18 protein-coding genes are annotated in these 18,391 nt (G+C 37.9%); 12 read left to right on the top strand and 6 right to left on the bottom strand.

The window, feature by feature from the left end:
* The first annotated feature begins 46 nt into the window (after positions 1-46).
* The 10 genes from ABFU83_RS05700 (at position 47) to lpdA (ending at position 9,835) form a co-directional block, all read left to right on the top strand.
* Positions 47-505: an Lrp/AsnC family transcriptional regulator gene (locus ABFU83_RS05700; RefSeq protein ID WP_136401679.1), complete on the top strand. Its 459-nt coding sequence runs from the start codon at positions 47-49 to the stop codon at positions 503-505.
* An 80-nt stretch (positions 506-585) separates the two neighbouring features.
* Positions 586-786, top strand: a complete 201-nt coding sequence (locus tag ABFU83_RS05705) for a hypothetical protein (RefSeq protein WP_347069537.1) — start codon at positions 586-588, stop codon at positions 784-786.
* A 30-nt stretch (positions 787-816) separates the two neighbouring features.
* A complete protein-coding gene (locus ABFU83_RS05710; RefSeq protein ID WP_347069539.1) occupies positions 817-1,011 on the top strand; it encodes a hypothetical protein in 195 nt (64 codons plus the stop codon).
* Positions 1,012-1,041: 30 nt separating this feature from the next.
* On the top strand, positions 1,042-1,248 hold the full coding sequence (locus ABFU83_RS05715) for a hypothetical protein (RefSeq protein WP_347069540.1): 207 nt from the start codon (positions 1,042-1,044) through the stop codon (positions 1,246-1,248).
* Between the two features lie 29 nt (positions 1,249-1,277).
* Complete coding sequence (locus ABFU83_RS05720) at positions 1,278-1,478, top strand: hypothetical protein (protein ID WP_347069541.1); 201 nt, start codon at positions 1,278-1,280, stop codon at positions 1,476-1,478.
* A 410-nt stretch (positions 1,479-1,888) separates the two neighbouring features.
* Complete coding sequence (locus tag ABFU83_RS05725) at positions 1,889-3,247, top strand: sigma-54 dependent transcriptional regulator (protein WP_347069542.1); 1,359 nt, start codon at positions 1,889-1,891, stop codon at positions 3,245-3,247.
* Positions 3,244-4,386 carry an FIST N-terminal domain-containing protein gene (locus ABFU83_RS05730; protein ID WP_347069543.1) on the top strand — a complete coding sequence of 381 codons (1,143 nt, stop codon included), beginning with the start codon at positions 3,244-3,246 and terminating at the stop codon, positions 4,384-4,386. The genes ABFU83_RS05725 and ABFU83_RS05730 overlap by 4 nt, the downstream gene beginning before the upstream one ends.
* A gap of 2 nt (positions 4,387-4,388) precedes the next feature.
* The gene (locus tag ABFU83_RS05735) at positions 4,389-7,439 is read left to right on the top strand and encodes a PAS domain S-box protein (RefSeq protein ID WP_347069544.1); all 3,051 of its coding nucleotides are present in this window, start codon (positions 4,389-4,391) and stop codon (positions 7,437-7,439) included.
* 129 nt (positions 7,440-7,568) lie between these two features.
* Complete coding sequence (locus tag ABFU83_RS05740; protein WP_347069545.1) at positions 7,569-8,003, top strand: response regulator; 435 nt, start codon at positions 7,569-7,571, stop codon at positions 8,001-8,003.
* A 428-nt stretch (positions 8,004-8,431) separates the two neighbouring features.
* Positions 8,432-9,835, top strand: coding sequence for a dihydrolipoyl dehydrogenase (gene lpdA, locus ABFU83_RS05745; protein WP_347069546.1), 1,404 nt, complete (start codon positions 8,432-8,434; stop codon positions 9,833-9,835).
* 103 nt (positions 9,836-9,938) lie between these two features.
* Here lpdA and ABFU83_RS05750 read toward each other — a convergent pair whose 3' ends face one another.
* The 6 genes from ABFU83_RS05750 to ABFU83_RS05775 all read right to left on the bottom strand — a co-directional run bounded on the left by ABFU83_RS05750 (position 9,939) and on the right by ABFU83_RS05775 (position 15,794).
* On the bottom strand, positions 9,939-10,766 hold the full coding sequence (locus ABFU83_RS05750; protein WP_347069548.1) for a hypothetical protein: 828 nt from the start codon (positions 10,764-10,766) through the stop codon (positions 9,939-9,941).
* A 224-nt stretch (positions 10,767-10,990) separates the two neighbouring features.
* A complete protein-coding gene (gene dnaN / locus ABFU83_RS05755) occupies positions 10,991-12,109 on the bottom strand; it encodes a DNA polymerase III subunit beta (RefSeq protein WP_347070197.1) in 1,119 nt (372 codons plus the stop codon).
* A gap of 97 nt (positions 12,110-12,206) precedes the next feature.
* Complete coding sequence (gene gldG, locus ABFU83_RS05760) at positions 12,207-13,892, bottom strand: gliding motility-associated ABC transporter substrate-binding protein GldG (RefSeq protein ID WP_347069549.1); 1,686 nt, start codon at positions 13,890-13,892, stop codon at positions 12,207-12,209.
* Positions 13,892-14,617 (bottom strand): gliding motility-associated ABC transporter permease subunit GldF, encoded by a 726-nt coding sequence (gene gldF, locus ABFU83_RS05765; protein WP_347069550.1) that lies wholly within the window; start codon positions 14,615-14,617, stop codon positions 13,892-13,894. Before gldF ends, gldG begins: the two co-directional genes overlap by 1 nt.
* A 22-nt stretch (positions 14,618-14,639) precedes the next feature.
* Positions 14,640-14,936 carry an antibiotic biosynthesis monooxygenase family protein gene (locus ABFU83_RS05770; RefSeq protein ID WP_347069551.1) on the bottom strand — a complete coding sequence of 99 codons (297 nt, stop codon included), beginning with the start codon at positions 14,934-14,936 and terminating at the stop codon, positions 14,640-14,642.
* A gap of 27 nt (positions 14,937-14,963) precedes the next feature.
* Positions 14,964-15,794, bottom strand: coding sequence for an SAM-dependent chlorinase/fluorinase (locus tag ABFU83_RS05775; RefSeq protein WP_347070198.1), 831 nt, complete (start codon positions 15,792-15,794; stop codon positions 14,964-14,966).
* 96 nt (positions 15,795-15,890) lie between these two features.
* On the opposite strand from ABFU83_RS05775, the gene ABFU83_RS05780 reads away from it, so the two are divergent.
* Both ABFU83_RS05780 and ABFU83_RS05785 read left to right on the top strand, forming a co-directional pair.
* Complete coding sequence (locus ABFU83_RS05780) at positions 15,891-16,841, top strand: PhoH family protein (RefSeq protein WP_136401385.1); 951 nt, start codon at positions 15,891-15,893, stop codon at positions 16,839-16,841.
* Between the two features lie 101 nt (positions 16,842-16,942).
* The gene (locus ABFU83_RS05785; RefSeq protein ID WP_347069552.1) at positions 16,943-17,893 is read left to right on the top strand and encodes a phosphoribosylaminoimidazolesuccinocarboxamide synthase; all 951 of its coding nucleotides are present in this window, start codon (positions 16,943-16,945) and stop codon (positions 17,891-17,893) included.
* Positions 17,894-18,391 lie beyond the last annotated feature (498 nt).

An 18,391-nucleotide genomic window follows, 5' to 3' on the forward strand; every position in this document is an offset into this window, starting at 1 on the left:
TTTATACTATTTTGACCAATTTTTTTTAATTCTACTAACGATCCGTATGAAATTCGATAACATTGATAAAAAATTGCTGCAATTGTTGCAAAATGATTGTAAGCTGACCAATAAAGAGCTTTCGCTAAAACTGAACCTATCGGTTACGGCCGTTTACGAACGCATTAAGAAAATCGAAAAAGAAGGCATTATTTCGCGCTATGTAGCACTTTTAAATCGAAATAAGATCGAAAAAGGATTTGTCGTGTTTTGTCATTTAAAGCTAACACAACATACCCGCGAGTTTATCAGTCAGTTTGAAAAAGAAGTGGTGCAGCTAAATGAAGTCCTGGAGTGCTTTCATGTGAGTGGTGATTACGATTATATCCTTAAGATATGTGTAAAGGATATGGAAGAATACCGGGAATTTATGGTTACAAAACTGACTACATTGCAGCATATTGGCAGTACTCATAGTACTTTTATGATTGGTCAGGTTAAGAATACTACATCTTTTGTGATTTAAAGCCTTTTTTTATATTATTTGTATTGCATTTTGCGAATAAATTCTTATTTTGGCAAATAATTAATCAAACCAAATAACTTATGAAAACAAACCTTTTAAACATCACCGGAGTACAGGTGTTATCGAAAGAAAACCAAAGAAGTATTTACGGACAAGTATTCGTGGAAGAACCGATCGATTTGAGCAAATGTGGTTGCTCGTGCAGTGGCGCTGTAACCGGACCGGCTTATTGTGATCGCTATTTTGGATGTCCTCAGGTATACACTTGTGGTGAAGTATAAGCTATTCTAATCGCATTAATCTATTTAATTATGAAAACAAATCTTTTAAATATTTCCGGAGTACAAGTGTTATCCAAAGAGAACCAAAGACAAATTTCAGGACAGGCATTGGTTATAGGTGATATCTCCAAATGTGGTTGTTCGTGCAGTGGTTCGGTAACGGGACCGGCTTATTGTCAGCGTATCATGGTCTGTCCTCAGGTGTATACTTGTAATCATATATAAGCTATTCTAATCGCATTAATCTATTTAATTATGAAAACAAATCTTTTAAATATTTCCGGAGTTCAAGTGTTATCGAAAGAGAACCAAAGACAAATTTTAGGACAAGTATTGGTTGAAGAACCACATGATTTATCCAAATGCGGATGCTCATGCAGTGGCTCGGTAACCGGACCTGCGTATTGCAGTCTGTATATCGGTTGTTTACAGGTATACAATTGTGGTGAAACAAAAATATAATTGAATTTGAACTATTTAACCCCAAAACTATGAAAGCAAATCTTTTAAACATTGCTGGTGTTCAGGTGCTAACCAAAGAACATCAAAGAGCTATTACAGGAGAAATTGAAATCATCAACCCGGATCTATCCCTGTGCGGATGTTCGTGCAGTGGTTCGGTAACCGGACCGGCGTATTGCCGTAAATATATTGCTTGTCCACAGGTATATACTTGTCAGGAAGTAATGTAATCCAAAAACAAAAAAAGGTAGAGGGCTGTCTCAAATGGAGATAGCCCTCTTTTTGTTTTATATAGCATCAACGAATCAAAAAATAAAATCAGAATCAGACAAAAACTATTGATCAAATTAATTGGTCGTTCCATTGTGTGCAATCAGAAAATTGTGATTTTACTTTTGTGACAGCCTCTTTTTGGTGTTTTGTTTTTGTGAATACTGCCACGAAATGAATCGGTTTTAAATAGTAAAAGAGGTAGAGTAGTAAAGCTAATTGTTGGCAGAATGAACTTAGTTGTTACAAAACAAAATTATACCGTTTATTTTGATATTTGGTTAACTTTTATGTTCAAAAAAAACAAATGCATTTTGTGAATTATTTTGTAAATTGTTATTAAAAATGTCCCATTTATAAATAGCAATTTATGCAGGCTCTTAAAATATTTTTAGTGGAGGATGATCCCTTTTTTGGAGAGGTAATTAAGTATCATTTAATGTTAAATCCCGATTATACCGTTACTCTTTTTCAAACCGGGAAAGAATGTCTTGAAAAGTTGTTTTTAAAGCCGGATATAGTTTGTCTTGACTTCGGATTACCCGATATTTCAGGAGATGTACTCTTAAAAAAAATTCTACAAATTAATAATACTGTTTCGGTAATCATGATTAGCGGACAGGAAGATATCGAAGTGGCTGTCAACTGCTTAAAGGCCGGTGCCCAAGATTATATTGTTAAAAACAATAATACTAAAGATCTTTTATGGAATTCGATAATCAAAATCCGGGAAAATCGCAATTTGCAAAATGAGGTCGAAGTACTTAAAGAAAAATTAGAACAGAAATTTAGTTTTGCTAATACCATTATTGGACAGAGTGACGCTATTAAAACTGTTTTTAAGAAAATTGAAAAAGCGGCGCAATCCAATATTACGGTTTCAATATCCGGTGAAACGGGAACTGGAAAAGAAGTGGTAGCAAACGCAATCCATTATAATTCGGAACGAAAGAATAAACCTTTCATTGCTGTTAACATGGCAGCAATACCTAGAGAGCTAATTGAAAGTGAATTTTTTGGGCATGAGAAAGGTGCTTTTACAGGAGCCGATAACCGCGTCATCGGTAAGTTTGAACAGGCAGATGGAGGAACAATATTCTTAGACGAAATAGCAGAACTGGATTTAAGTCTTCAAAGTAAACTATTACGGGTGTTACAGGAGCGGGAAGTGACTCGTATAGGAGGAACCACTAAAATTAAATTGAATGTCCGACTAGTAATTGCTACTCATAAGGATTTGAAACAGGAAGTTGTAAAAGGAAACTTTAGAGAAGATTTGTATTATCGTGTTATTGGACTTCCTATTGAATTGCCGCCTTTGCGGGATAGAAAAAATGATGTTTTACTATTGGCAAAACACTTTATCGATCTGTTTACAAAAGAAAACAAAATGAAAACAATAGGATTAACAAAGGGTGCGCAGGAAAAATTATTAAAGTATCCGTTTCCGGGTAATGTCCGGGAATTAAAATCAGTTATAGATCTGGCTTGTGTTATGTGTGATGATCAACAAATTTCAGAAGAAAACCTGATGTTTAACAGTTTAAGAGAAACGGATTTCTTTTTATCGGAATCCAAAACACTCAAAGAGTATACTTCGGAAATCATTATGTACTTTCTAAAGCAAAATAAAAACGATGTCTTAAAAACGGCAAAACAATTAGATATCGGAAAATCGACAATATATAATTTAATTCAATCGGTTCAACTAAAAAATATAGCGTTATGAAAATAGCTTCTTTATTGTTTGAGAATAATTCCTTTTGTAAAGAAGTGAACACTGACGGACTAGTATATGAAGATGCAGAACTGGTTATTGGTTTTGGTTTAAGGGAATTGGTAACGAATCCATCTAATTTTATAAAAATACGGGATACGTTTCCAAACGCTAAACTGGTTTTGTGTTCGTCGGCTGGAGAAATCTACCATGATACTGTTTTTAACAATACAATCTCATTAGTTGCTCTTACCTTTTCAACGACGGCTGTAAAAACATTCGAAGTCAACAGTAAAGCTTTTAGTTCCAGTTATGATGCCGGTGTTGCACTAATCAAAAAGTTTTCCGGGGACAATTTGAAACTGGTGATGATTTTTTCGGATGGCGGGATCGTTAACGGAAGTGAGTTAGTAAAAGGAATCAACGCTTTTAAAGGGGAAAATGTACTTATTACCGGTGGTTTGGCTGGTGATGGTGCCGATTTTAACGAAACGGTGGTAGGATTAGACCAGCTTCCGAAGTCGGGTACTATTGTAGGTATCGGTTTTTATGGTGATCAACTGCAGGTGTCCCATGGTTCGATGGGAGGATGGGAAAGTTTTGGCTTGGAGAGGACGGTTACAAAAGCAGATGGGAATGTTTTATACCAGATTGATGAGAAAAATGTGCTGGAACTTTATAAAAGTTATTTGGGAAAGTATACTGAAAAGCTTCCCGCATCGGCATTATTGTTTCCGCTATCAATTCAAACGGGAAACGAATCGAAACCTATTGTAAGAACAATATTGTCTATCGATGAAGATAATCAATCGATGATATTTGCCGGTGATATCCCAATAGGGAGTAAGGTACGTTTTATGCGGTCTAATTTCGATAGGTTGATTGATGCGGCAAGTCAGGCCGCTTCGGCTTGTCTGGAAATGAATAACTTTAAGCCCAAGCTGGCATTACTCATTAGTTGTGTTGGACGAAAATTGGTTTTGGACACTAGAACAGAGGAGGAAATTGAGGCTGTTTCGGAAATCTTAGGCGAAGGAACTATTCTTTCCGGGTTTTATTCCTATGGCGAAATATCGCCGTTAAAACCATGGGAAGATTGTGTACTGCATAATCAGACAATGACTATTACGTGTTTAAGTGAAATCGATTAATTATGGAAGTCCATAAACTATTACAACGGCAAATTAAAAAACATCTTACAGATGATTGTCTGAAAAATCCACAGTTTACAACATTTATCAATTCGGTTAATGAATCGTATCATTCGTTTGAAAGAGATAAAGATCTGTTGGAACATGCTTTTCAGATAAGTGAAAAAGAATACAATGAAATTAACGATAATCTAAAAAAAGAATATGCCTTAAAACAGCAGTCGATATCGAATTTATTTGCGAATATTCTGGAACTGGATGCCGAATATGTTATGCAGTCTGATAATAATAAGGACGATTTATTACTCGTTACAGGTTATGTAAGCAGACAAATTAAGGAAAGAAAGAAGGTCGAAAAAAAACTACGGCAAACCGTCGAATTACTCCAAGCATTACTGGATAATTTACGATCGGGTATCTTAGTCGTCGATAATCAGGGGAAGATAGCATTTATCAACAGTTATTTCTGTGAAATGCGAAAAATAAGTATAGCGCCGGAACATTTGGTTGGAGCCGACCATTCGAGGATTTTCGATGAGTCTAAAATCGTTTTTAAAAATCGAGAAGCGTATGCGGAACGAGTAAATGCCATTGTAGAAAAAAATGAACTAGTGATCGGAGAGTTGTTGGAAACAGAGGAAGGATACTTTTTTGAGCGGGATTATATTCCGATTTTTATTGAACAGGAAAGTGTGGGACATCTGTGGAAACTTCGCGATGTTACCGAAAAAACACAATATCAAAATTTATTGGTACAAAGTGAAGAATTCAACAGAATTATTATGAATTCTTCTTTTAATGCCATCATAACGGTCGATGCTTCCGGAAAAATCACTTCATGGAATAAGCAGGCTGAAATTATTTTTGGCTGGAGAAAGGAAGAAGTGATCGGAGAAAGTTTAATAAAACGGATTATTCCGAGCACCGATCTAAAGTCCTATATGAAGGGAATGGAATATTATGTAAAAACGGTTACTGAAGATAATTTGAGTACCCAACTTGAAATTGAAGTGATCAATCGATTTGGCGTCCAGTTTCCGGTGGAACTTTTTGTTGTACCATTGGAGCAAAACGGAGAACGGTTTTTCTGTTCCTTTATTCAGGATATTTCAGAACGAAAAGAAAATGAAGCACGATTGCGGTTTCAGGAAGAAAAGTATCGGAATATTATCACGAATATGAATTTGGGATTAATAGAGGTCGATGTAAATGAAACGATTCAGTTTGCTAATAAAAGTTTTGCCGGAATGTGCGGTTTTGAGATTTCGGAACTTATCGGAAAAAAACCAGCCGAAATATTTGTTTTTGGTGAAAATATTAGCACCATCAAAAGTAAAATAAAATTGCGTGAACAAGGAGTGTCGGATGTTTATCAAATTCCGATTAAGAATAAAAGGGGAGAATTGAAATGGTGGGCTATTGGTGGTGCTCCCAATTATGACGATAACGGAAAACTGATCGGTTCTATCGGTATCCATTTGGATATCACAGCACAGAAAGAGCTTGAAATTGAATTACAAAAAGAGAAATTAAAAGCTATTGAGGCCTCAAAAGCAAAAGAGGTTTTTTTAGCCAATATGAGTCATGAAATGCGAACGCCGCTTAATGCCATTATTGGTTTTATAAGAGAATTAAATAAGGAATCACTTTCGGAAAAACAACATGCTTGTGTGGAAAATTGCCGGATTGCTTCCAAACACCTACTGGATATTATCAATAATATTCTGGATATCTCAAAAATTGAAGCCGGTGAAATCGCGTTGGAAAATAAAGATTTTATCCTAAAAGAATCGCTGGATAAGGTGATCCGGGTAATGAAACCGGTAGCAAAACAAAAAGGTTTACGCCTTAGTTTTTTTATGGACGAAAAAATTTGTCCGGTGGTAATTGGGGATGCGCTTCGATTGGAACAGATCTTGTTTAATCTGATCGGAAATGCGTTAAAGTTTACACCAAAAGGAAAGATAACGCTGAGTTGCATTTTGGAATCAGAAACGATACACGAACTGCAAGTGCATATTGCTGTTACGGATACGGGTATTGGAATGGATCAGGCTTTTATAAAAAAAATTTTTAGTAAATTTTCTCAGGAGGATATTGCGGTTACCCGAAAATTTGGCGGTACCGGATTAGGGATGGCCATAACCAAAGAGCTAGTGAATATGATGAAAGGAGAAATATGGGTGGAAAGTACTAAAAATATAGGCACAACGATGCACATTCGGATCGTCTTGCCAAAAGGGAATATGGTTGATGTGGTTAAAGAGGAAAAAGAGATCAATGTTGATATTACCGGAGTTCGGATTTTATTGGTGGAGGATAATCCGATGAACCGGTTGGTGGCTATTAATTCACTCAATTATTTTAATGCTGTGGTAACTGAGGCATGCGATGGAAACGAGGCTTTGGAGATAGTAGCCAAAACGAAATTTGATATTATTCTGATGGATGTTCAAATGCCGGGAATGGATGGTATGGAAGCCACTGATAAAATCCGGAACCAGCTTAAATTGACTATTCCGATAATTGCGCTTACAGCTAACGCATTTAAGAGTGAAATCGATAAATGCAGGGAAGTCGGAATGAATGATTATGTTACAAAACCGTTTGAAGAACGGGTATTGATCGAAACGATTGCAAAATATACGGTAAACAATGTTGTGGTAGATGAAGACGACGACCTTATGGATTCCACATATGATCAAGAGGGATACGATCTTACGAACATCAAAATTTTAAGTAGAGGAAATGATTCTTTTGTTGCGAAAATGATCCACATTTTTATAACGCAAACAACAGAAACGCTTCAGAAAATTGACCGTGCATTTGAGTCTGGCGACTTACTTGAAGTAAGTCGTTTAGTCCATAAGGTTAAGCCTAGTATAGAAAGTATTGGTATTAAGGCGGTTCTCAATGAGGTAAAGGCACTTGAGATTATGGCTAAAGAGAATAATACGGGTAACCTTAAGGATTGTATACAGTTGTATAAACCCGTTAAAAAGCATTTGCTTTTGGTAATTGAAAAACTTAAGAAAGTATTTGATATGTCCTAAAATTGTTTCGATGGAATTGTTTCCAAAATATGGAAAATAACAACATCTTTTTTGTTTTTAATATACTGATAATCTGATTGTTAATTGTATGGTCTGACTTTGGTTGTGCTATAAATAAAAAAAGCAATCATGGAAAATCAGACCCAATTCAAAATTTTTATTGTAGATGACGATGTATTCTGTGCCAATGTATATGAGCAACATTTACGAAACAGTCATTACAATGCTATTACTTTTTATGATAACGGAAACGACTGCATTCTGAATCTTTATCAGAATCCCGATATCATTTTTTTGGACCATAACATGGAGGATATTACGGGCTTTGAAGTCTTAAAAAAGATTAAACGATATAACCCGAATATCTATGTGATTATGGTTTCCGGTCAGGAAAACATCAAAACCGCTGTCGATGCACTGAAATATGGCGCTTTTGATTACGTCATAAAAGATAATGATGCCTGTGATAAAATCATACAATTAATTAATAAGGTGGCGCGGGTAAAGGAAGAACTCCGAAAATCCAACCCAAATATTATTCAACGGTTGTTATCCCTTTTTTAATGCACTTAAAATGCAAATCATGAAAACGATAGTTGGTTACCTCATTGTGGTTTTATTTTTCAGCTCCTGTAAAACCCAGAATTTATTAGTTCAGGACGATACTGTAAAAGATTCGACAGACGAATGGCTATGGTACTAATGTTTGTAGCCGTAATTAAAATACTATTGCTCTTTCACGGATTAAAAGAATGGACAGCCATCCTGAAAAAACTGGAACAAGGCTAGTTGAAAAGATTGTGCCAGTAAGGAAAAAAGGAAAATTACACCGGGAATTTAATCGTAATAGTCATTATAATTGTTTTAAACGATTCTGACGTTTAATGTATTTTGGGTATAATTTTATTTTGAAAATAAACCGATTTCGTCTAAACAAAAATGCTTAATTTTGTAATGAAATTTTTAAAAACACAACATAATATAATTATACTATGAGTTCATTTGACGTAGTTGTTATTGGTTCGGGGCCTGGAGGCTATGTAGCGGCAATCCGTTGCGCCCAATTAGGAATGAAAACGGCCATTATTGAAAAATATTCCACTTTAGGAGGTACTTGTTTAAATGTTGGATGTATCCCGTCTAAAGCAATGTTGGCTTCTTCCCACCATTTCGAAGAAATTTCTCATTTTGCAGATCACGGTATTGAAGTGAGCGGTGACGTGAAAGTGAACCTTGAAAAAATGGTGGCCCGTAAAAAAGCTGTTGTTGATCAAACTGCCGGAGGGGTGAAATACCTGATGGATAAAAATAAAATTACCGTATTCGAAGGAGTAGGTGCTTTTGAAAGCGCTACAGCTATCGCGATTACTAAAAAAGATGGTTCGGTTGAAAAAATCGAAGCAAAAAATACCATTATTGCTACCGGTTCAAAACCATCCAGCTTACCTTTTATCAAAATCGATAAAGAAAGAATCATCACCTCTACAGAAGCATTGGAATTAAAAGAAGTTCCGAAACATTTAGTGATCATCGGTGGTGGTGTCATCGGGTTGGAACTAGGTCAGGTGTATTTACGTCTTGGTGCTCAGGTTTCTGTGGTGGAATTTATGGATCGTATTATTCCGGGCATGGATGCCGGTTTGTCGAAAGAATTGACAAAGGTGTTGAAAAAACAGGGAATGAAATTCTATACGTCACATAAAGTTCAGGCGGTGGATCGTAACGGAGAAGTGGTCACCGTTAAAGCGGAGAACGCTAAAGGTGAAGTGATCACCCTTGAAGGTGACTACGCGTTGATTTCAGTAGGTCGTCGTCCGTATACAGAAGGATTAAATGCCGATAAAGCCGGTGTGAAAATTACCGAAAGAGGTCAGATTGAAGTAAATGATCATTTACAAACTACGGCGTCAAACATTTATGCTATCGGTGACGTAGTTCGCGGAGCGATGTTGGCGCACAAAGCAGAAGAAGAAGGTGTGGTTGTGGCAGAATACCTTGCCGGACAAAAACCACATATCGATTATAACCTAATTCCGGGTGTGGTATATACCTGGCCGGAAGTGGCTGCTGTTGGTAAAACAGAAGAGCAGTTAAAAGAAGCCGGAGTAGCCTACAAATCGGGAAGCTTCCCATTCAAAGCGTTAGGTCGTGCCCGTGCCGGAGGTGATACCGACGGATTTGTAAAAATCCTGGCCGATGCTAAAACCGATGAAGTTTTAGGCGTACATATGATTGGGCCTCGTTGTGCGGATTTAATCGCGGAAGCGGTTACAGCTATGGAATTCAAAGCTTCGGCGGAAGATATTTCCAGAATGTCGCATGCACACCCAACATTTGCAGAAGCCATCAAAGAAGCGGCTTTAGCCGCTACCGATAACAGAGCATTACACGTGTAATTTTTGGAATCAAGATATAGAAAAGCCCCGATGAGTTTATCATCGGGGCTTTTTTACATCTGACAGGTTTCCAAAACGGGTCAGGTGTAGTTATGGGTGATAATTATTTTACTTCAAAATACTGTCCGGTAAAGGTATAAACGGTAAAACCCTTTGTTACACTTCCGTCATTGGTTACCACCGGAAGATAAATCTGTTTTTTCTGATCATCGTATTTGATTAATTTCAACGGTCGTTCCGGTCGGTCAACTACACTAAAAAAGTCAAAGTCAATACGTAATTCTTTTACAAATCCTTCTTTTGTTTTAAACAGTTTGGTTTCTTTTTTCAGTTCGCCATTTTCAATGGTAAAGACTTCAATCGACTGACTCACATCTTTGGAGGAATACACACCATTGCTAACCGCTAAATAATAGGTTTTTGTACCGTTTTTTAGTGTGAACAGCTCCGAATAAAACGGAATATAATCATCATCACTTTCGGGATTGGTGTCTTCCGATAATTTTGCTTTTACTTTTGTCCCGGATTGGTATTGGAACAAGTTCATAAAGTCTAACATGGTACCACCTTCCCAGGTATTCCAACTGTAAATTTTAAATAAGGAATCACTACTGATTACAATATCGATATTTTCCTTTTTTAAAGAATCAAATGGATATCGGATGGATTCCGGATTTTTAGTCAGACTGTTTAAAAAGGCCGTTTGAAATTTTTCGTTCACCGTTTCTAAAGAATCAACAGGGATATCATTGCCATCGGAGTGATAGGCTACAATTTTTTGATACATTTTTTGCAACATGAGTTCTTCTTCTTTTAAATGAGAAACCTGTTGCGGCGCTTTTGGATCGGGTGTATCTACCTTTTTTTGCTTCTGATCGCAACTATTTAAAAATAGAGCCAGTAAAATAAATAAGGGAATACGGATTTTCATGGTGTTGGATTAAGAGGTGAAATAATTAAACGCTTTTATATTGTAACATCTAAAAATAGGAATTTCCGGGTAGATGGTACTCATAGTGCTAGGTTTTTTTACTTACACCTGACAGGTTTCTAAAACCTGTCAGGTGTAAGTAAAAACCTTGATCAAATAAAAAACCGCAATCCTAATAAGTTTTGCGGTCTTTTGGTTATAAAGGGGTTGGTTATAGCGTAAGATTAGCTGTTTAACATTACCGGCATGACCAGCATGGTTACGGTTTCGCCTTCATCCAATCCGTCTACCGGGGTTAAAATTCCGGCACGGTTTGGTAACGACATTTCCAGCATGATTTCGTCCGATTGCAGGTTGGTTAACATTTCGGTTAAGAAACGGGAGTTAAACCCAATTTGCATATCGTCGCCCTGATAATCACAGGTCAATCTTTCTTCTGCCTTGTTGGAGTAATCGATATCCTCAGCAGAGATGTTTAATTCCGCTCCGGCAATTTTTAATCGGATCTGGTGCGTGGTTTTGTTGGCAAAAATCGCCACACGACGTACAGAGCTTAAAAACTGGGTACGGTTCATTAATAATTTATTCGGATTCTCTTTCGGGATAACCGCCTCATAATTTGGATATTTTCCATCAATTAAGCGACAGGTTAAAATATAGTTGTCAAAAGAGAAAGTTGCATTCGAATCGTTGTAATCAATTTTTACTTCCGCATCCGAAGCCGCCAAAATACCTTTTAAAATGTTTAATGGTTTTTTAGGCATGATAAAATCGGCCACTTGAGATGCTTTTACATCGGTACGGGCATATTTTACCAATTTATGCGCGTCGGTCGCTACAAAGATTAATCCTTCCGGGGAAAACTGGAAGAATACTCCCGACATTACCGGACGTAAATCGTCGTTACCTGCTGCGAAAATGGTTTTACTCACAGCCGTTGCCAATACTTCTGCCGGAACCAAAGTCGAAGACGGTTCCTCCAGAACTACTGCTTTCGGGAATTCATCACCCGGAGCGTAGGCCAGGGCATATTTACCGGAGTTCGAACTGATCTCTACCGTATTGTTGTCTTCAACGGTAAAGGTTAGCGGTTGTTCCGGGAATGTTTTTAAAATTTCAAGTAAAAGTTTCGCCGGAACGGCTACGCTTCCCTGACTGGTAGAATCGATTTCCAATGTGGCCGACATGGTAGTCTCCAAATCGGATGCCGATACTCTAAGTTGGTTATTGTCTAATTCAAATAAGAAATTATCTAAAATAGGCAAGGTGTTGCTACTGTTGATAACACTACCTAAAACCTGTAATTGTTTTAATAAATATGAACTGGATACAATAAACTTCATCATCTTTCTTTTTTAGGTTTGTAAAATCCTCGATTACATTTTACATTTCACAAATATATCGTAATCTCTCTAATGAAAAAACATTTTTTATTAACAACTAGCGGGAATATTTTCTTTTTCTCAGGAAAGTGAACAATAGTCCAAACAAGGCCAGTACAACTATTGGTAATCCGACAGTTAGAATCTGGGTGATCGTGTAGTTGTCGTACACTTTTTGTTTGTCCAGTAACGGCAAATCGACATCTTTACTTCTAATGTTAATAAGTCCGGTGTCGTCCAGTAAATAATTCACACAGTTTAAAAGGAATTCTTTATTGCCATACAGGTTGTTCGTCCACTTGTCATAACCCAGTTCCATAGGCTGAAATGCCTGATCCAGTTGGTTTTTAATAATGTCGCCATCGGAAATCACAATCATTTTTCCGGTTTTTCCGCTAGTTTTATACGTACTGTCTTTAAACGGAAGCACACGGTTGTCGTACATCGATTGGAATTTACCTTCCAACAACACCGATACCGGTATACGACCGCCACCCACATAGTCTTTTGGTCCGCTTTCTTCGGTAACCATATTCAGGCTCACTTCAATTGGTGTACCGATACTTTTCGAATATTGCGACGATTCCATCAAAATGGTTTTCTTAATTCCATTTTTTAACGTATCGATAGGGTTGGCAAATTCAAAACGTACGCCTTCGATGTTTTTTACAATCGGATTTTGCGATTGCGGATAGATAAATGGCGAATATTTCCAGAAATATTGTTCGTATTGTGTCGCACTTCCGCGTTCGCCGGAAGCCAGTTTTATCGGTGCTGCCTGTTCGTCTTTTACCAAAGCCGGGTTGATTCGGAATCCGTATTTAAAGAACATATCGTTTAGGTTCAGATCTCTTGGAAAGGCCAGAATCGATCCACTGTCGTTATACAAACTGTCCATTTCGGCCTGAACCGCATCGACCAACCATAATGTTTTTCCACCGTTAACGATAAACTGATCCAAAACCTGTTTTTCTTCCTCGTTAAACTTCTCACTCGGTTTGGCAATAATGGCTAAATCGTATTTTTTAAGCGCTGCGGCTGTTTTTACCGGGTTTTTCGCCACTGAATCCAATGTGAAAGGTCCGATATAATAACTCTCGCGAATGGTTTTTAGGAAATCGGCAATCTGTAGTTCGTGTAATTCTCCGTTTCCTTTGATGATCGCGATTTTCTTTTCCTTGCTTTTTGAGATTTTATTAAAGGCATCGGCAAAGGCATATTCCAAATGTTGTACCGAACTCACTACTTTTTCTTCGGTAGTCGCTCCCATCATGTTTTTAAGCAACTGTATTTTGGTGCTTTTGTCATTATAGGTCGCAATAGCCCACGGAAAAACCACTTCCTGTGATTGTTTACCACGATCGTCTACCGTAATACTGATAGGTGTCAGTCCACGTTGGTAAAGCATTTTCATGGTTGCCTCGCGCTCTTCTTCTTTTTCCAACGGATTGACGAATTGGAAAATGATGTTGGAATTATAGGCTTTATATTCTTCTAAAAGCTGTTTGGTTTCGGCTTGCAATCGTTTGAATTCTCCCGGAAACTGCCCGTCCAGAAATACATCAATATACAACGGACTGTCGATGCTTTTAAGGATATCTAAAGAGGTTTCGGATAGGGTATAGCGTTTGTCCTGCGTTAAGTCAAATCGTTTAAAAAAATAACTACCGATAACGTTTACCGCAACCAGAGCAAGTAGGGTAATCCCGAATTGTTTTAGGTGTTTCTTTTGCTGCGCTTTCATTACCACTTTAAAGATTTAAGTTTATAAACCGTTGCCGACAAAAATAGTACGGTAACACTGATAAAATAGATAATGTCGCGGGTATCGATCACACCACGGCTCATACTTTTAAAATGGTAATCCATTCCTAAACTGGCTATCGTATTTCCGAAAGAGCCCATAAAACCCGACATTCCTTCGAAACCGAAATAGAACACAAAACAAAGGAAAACGGCAATAATAAACGCTACAATCTGATTGTCGGATAGGGTAGATGTAAAGATTCCAATGGCGGTATAAGATGCAATCAGGAACAATAAACCAAAATAGGACCCCAAAGTACTTCCCATATCGATATTCCCTTCCGGGTTTCCAAATTTAGAAAGTACCACAACATAAATAATTGTTGGAATAATGGCAATTACAATTAACAAAAAGGCACCCAGAAACTTACCGTTTACAATTTCCCAGATACTTAACGGTTTGGTTAGCATCAACTCGATGGTACCTTGTTTCTTTTCATCCGAAAAACTACGCATGGTAACCGCCGGAATCAGGAAAATAAGAATCCACGGAGATAGGGTGAAAAAGGGACTTAAATCGGCAAAACCACTTTTCAGAATATTAAAGTCGCCTTCAAATACCCATAGGAACAGGCCGTTTAGCAACAGGAAAATAGCGATAACCAAATAACCGATCGGCGAACCGAAAAAGGATTTGATCTCTCTTAATAATAAGGCTTTCATTTATTTTATTGTACGTTTTATTTTATTCCAGACTCACCAGTTTATCCACGCTCCAGGCTTCGGGTTTGGCATTAAAAAATTGCTTTGTATACGCCCAAACTTCGATAAAAAGCTCCGATTTCCGGTAGTTTTCCAAATCGGCTTCCGTTTCCCAATAACTATAGGTAAAGAAAACCGACGGGTTGTTTTTGTCCTGGTAAAGCTCCAAAAAGCGATTACCGGGGAAGTTGCGTATTTTTTGCTTTACTTCATGAAAATTCGTTAAAAAAGCTTCGATTTTATCTTCTTGGAAACTCATTTTTACGATGCGTACAAACATAAGGAATTATGAATTAATTTTTGGAATTTAAGATTTGAAAATTACAGTCACCCGATCGCGGAATTTCAGGCCTAATAATGAGGTGGCCGAACCCACTGTAGACGGGTTACTTTTGTAGATGGCAATTTCGAGAAAATCAGCTTCGTTAAACAACGCCAGCTTTTCGCCTTCGTAGTCCTTTAAAACAAATTTCTCGGATACTTTAAAATCGGAATAGTTCTGGTGGATGCTTTTAATGGTCTTGGTTCCGAAACGGATCTCAAAGTTTCGTCCGCGGGCGGTTTCCTGAATCAGTTTTCGGGAAATATTCGTAACACAGTTACCAAAATGATCAATATAAACTACCGCACCGTTAATCGCGTTATAATCGGTGGCAACAGTTGCCTGAAGTTCGCTGATTTCTTTGATACTGTTAATTTCCCGACCGATGACGTTCATCACACCGCCTTTTGCCAAATGACAGGCCACTTTTACAAAAACGTCCATATCGGTCGCATTATCCGCTAAACGATCGTGTATGTTGATCTCTACAATCTTCTGAGGCACAATTTTCTGCGTTAGGATACTCAAAATACCATTATCGGCACAGATAAAATAATGGTCGTTCCATTGCATGGCAATATGCTTGTTTTCGAAAGTGCGCTCCGAATCGACTCCGATCAGGTGCACGGTTCCTTTCGGAAAGCTACTGTAGGCCGCATTGATAATATAGCTGGCTTCCGAGATGTTAAACAAATCGATATTGTGCGAAATGTCAATAATTTGCACATCAGGATGTTCTGTAATAATCTTACCCTTCAGCGAACCCACAAAGTGGTCCTTCAGCCCGAAGTCGGTAGTAAGCGTAATTATTGACATCATTTTGTTTATAACTATTAAGGGAACTTTCTTTAAAAATTGCTAGATTTGAGATATGCAAAGCTAACTTATTTTTTTAATTAAATCCCGTTGCTTTTGAACGAAAGAACCATCGAATTGACAGACATCACCCCTAAAGAATTCTGGGGGGCTCAGGATGCTCATCTTGAGATAATTAAAAAATTATACCCAAAATTAAAAATCGTAGCCCGTGGCACGCTGTTGAAAGCCTACGGAGAGAAGGAAATTTTGGATGAGTTTGAAGTGCGGTTCCATAGATTGATGAATCACTTTTCGCGCTATAATTCTATCGACGACAACGTGATCGAACGCATTGTGCAAACCAACAGTCAGGACGAACAAAAAATGGCCGATCACGACAAGATTCTGGTACATGGTATTGGAGGAAAGTTGATTAAGGCCTTAACGCCGAATCAGCAGAAACTGGTCGATTTTACCATGAAAAACGATATGGTTTTTGCCGTAGGACCTGCCGGAACCGGTAAGACCTATACCGGAGTTGCATTAGCAGTTAAAGCATTGAAAGAAAAGCAAGTAAAGCGGATCATCTTAACCCGTCCTGCAGTAGAAGCCGGCGAAAATTTAGGCTTCCTTCCGGGCGATATGAAAGAAAAACTCGATCCGTATATGCAGCCGTTATACGATGCGTTGCGCGATATGCTGCCACCGCAAACACTGGAAGATTATCTCCTAAAAGGGGTTATCCAGATTGCACCATTGGCCTTTATGCGCGGGCGTACGTTGGACAATGCTTTTGTTATTTTGGATGAAGCACAAAACACGACGCATTCGCAAATGAAGATGTTTCTAACCCGTATGGGGCGTAATGCCAAGTTTATTATTACAGGCGATCCGGGGCAGGTCGATTTACCACGACGGACTATTTCCGGACTAAAAGAAGCCTTATTGATTTTAAAAGACGTAGAAGGTGTGGGTATTTTATACCTCGACGATAAGGACATCGTGCGCCACCGACTGGTTAAGAAAATCATTGACGCCTACAAGAGTATCGAAAATCACGATTAAAATTTATACCAACCGCCCTTCACGAAAGGGCGGTTTTTTTTGGTAGCAGTAGGGTTTTTAATTACTTTTGCACCTTTATAACAACTAACTACAAGCGTTCTATGAACACAATCACAACAACTAATTTTAACTTCCCGGGTCAGAAATCCGTATACCGCGGTAAAGTACGGGAAGTGTATAATATCAATGACGAACTTTTGGTAATGGTTGCTACCGACCGGCTATCGGCTTTTGATGTCGTAATGCCAAAAGGAATCCCTTATAAAGGTCAGATTCTTAACCAAATTGCAACCAAATTCATGCAGTTAACGGCCGATATCGTACCCAATTGGTTAATCGCGACGCCCGATCCGAATGTTGCCGTAGGACACTTATGTGATCCGTTTAAAGTAGAAATGGTCATCAGAGGTTATCTATCCGGACATGCGGCACGCGAATATGCTTTAGGAAAGCGTATGCTTTGCGGTGTAGCACTAGCGGAAGGTTTAAAAGAAAACGACAAATTCCCGGAACCGATTATCACACCATCGACTAAAGCAGACAATGGGGAACATGACGAAGACATTTCACGTGAAGATATCCTGGCGAAAGGAATTGTTTCGGAAGAAGATTATCTTGTTTTAGAAAAATATACCCGGGCGTTATTCCAAAGAGGCACTGAAATCGCAGCCAGTAAAGGCTTGATTTTGGTGGATACCAAATATGAATTCGGAAAAACAAAAGACGGAAAAATCGTTTTAATCGACGAGATCCACACACCGGATTCGTCCCGTTATTTTTATGCCGATGGTTATCAGGAGCGTCAGGATAAGAACGAAGCGCAAAAACAATTGTCGAAAGAATTTGTACGCCAATGGTTAATTGCCAACGGTTTCCAGGGGAAAGACGGACAACAGATTCCGGAAATGACCGACGAATATATTGCAACCGTTTCCGATCGTTATATTGAGTTATACGAAAACATTTTAGGCGAATCGTTTGTAAAAGCCGATATTTCGAATATTGATGCACGTATCGAAAAAAATGTGTTAGCGTTTTTAAGCAGCAAATAAGATTTTTAAATCAAAAATAGAATAGAGGACCGTTATGAAACGGTCCTTTTTTTTCTCCTAATACCTGACAGGTTTTAAAAAACCGGCTGGTATAGCGGCTGAGAGTGGACATTTTACGATCTGTTTGATGTTAAAATTCTATAAAAAACCGACTTTTTTCAACAATGTCTGGCATTGTCTTATTGTTGTCCTTTTTAAATGATAAATATTCTGATTTTTAATATGTTATATGCTTTTGATAACGTTGTAATTGCAAAAAAACAAGCCAAAACAGCATAATTTCGTTGCTCTAGGGGCTTTTTTGTAAGTGTTTCAGGGTTAGTTATTTAGTTGATCATATTGTCCGTTTTTGTCCTATCGCAGCATTCTGTTTTTAACTACATTAGCTTTCGGGATTTGATAGGTTTTTCAGCGCGATAACATTTTAACATCTGACAGGTTTTTAAAACCTGTCAGATGTAAGATATAGATGAACAATATTGACCAATTAGCGGCTTT

This window comes from Flavobacterium sp. WV_118_3 (genome assembly GCF_039778605.1).
In the GTDB taxonomy this organism is placed as follows: Bacteria; Bacteroidota; Bacteroidia; order Flavobacteriales; family Flavobacteriaceae; genus Flavobacterium.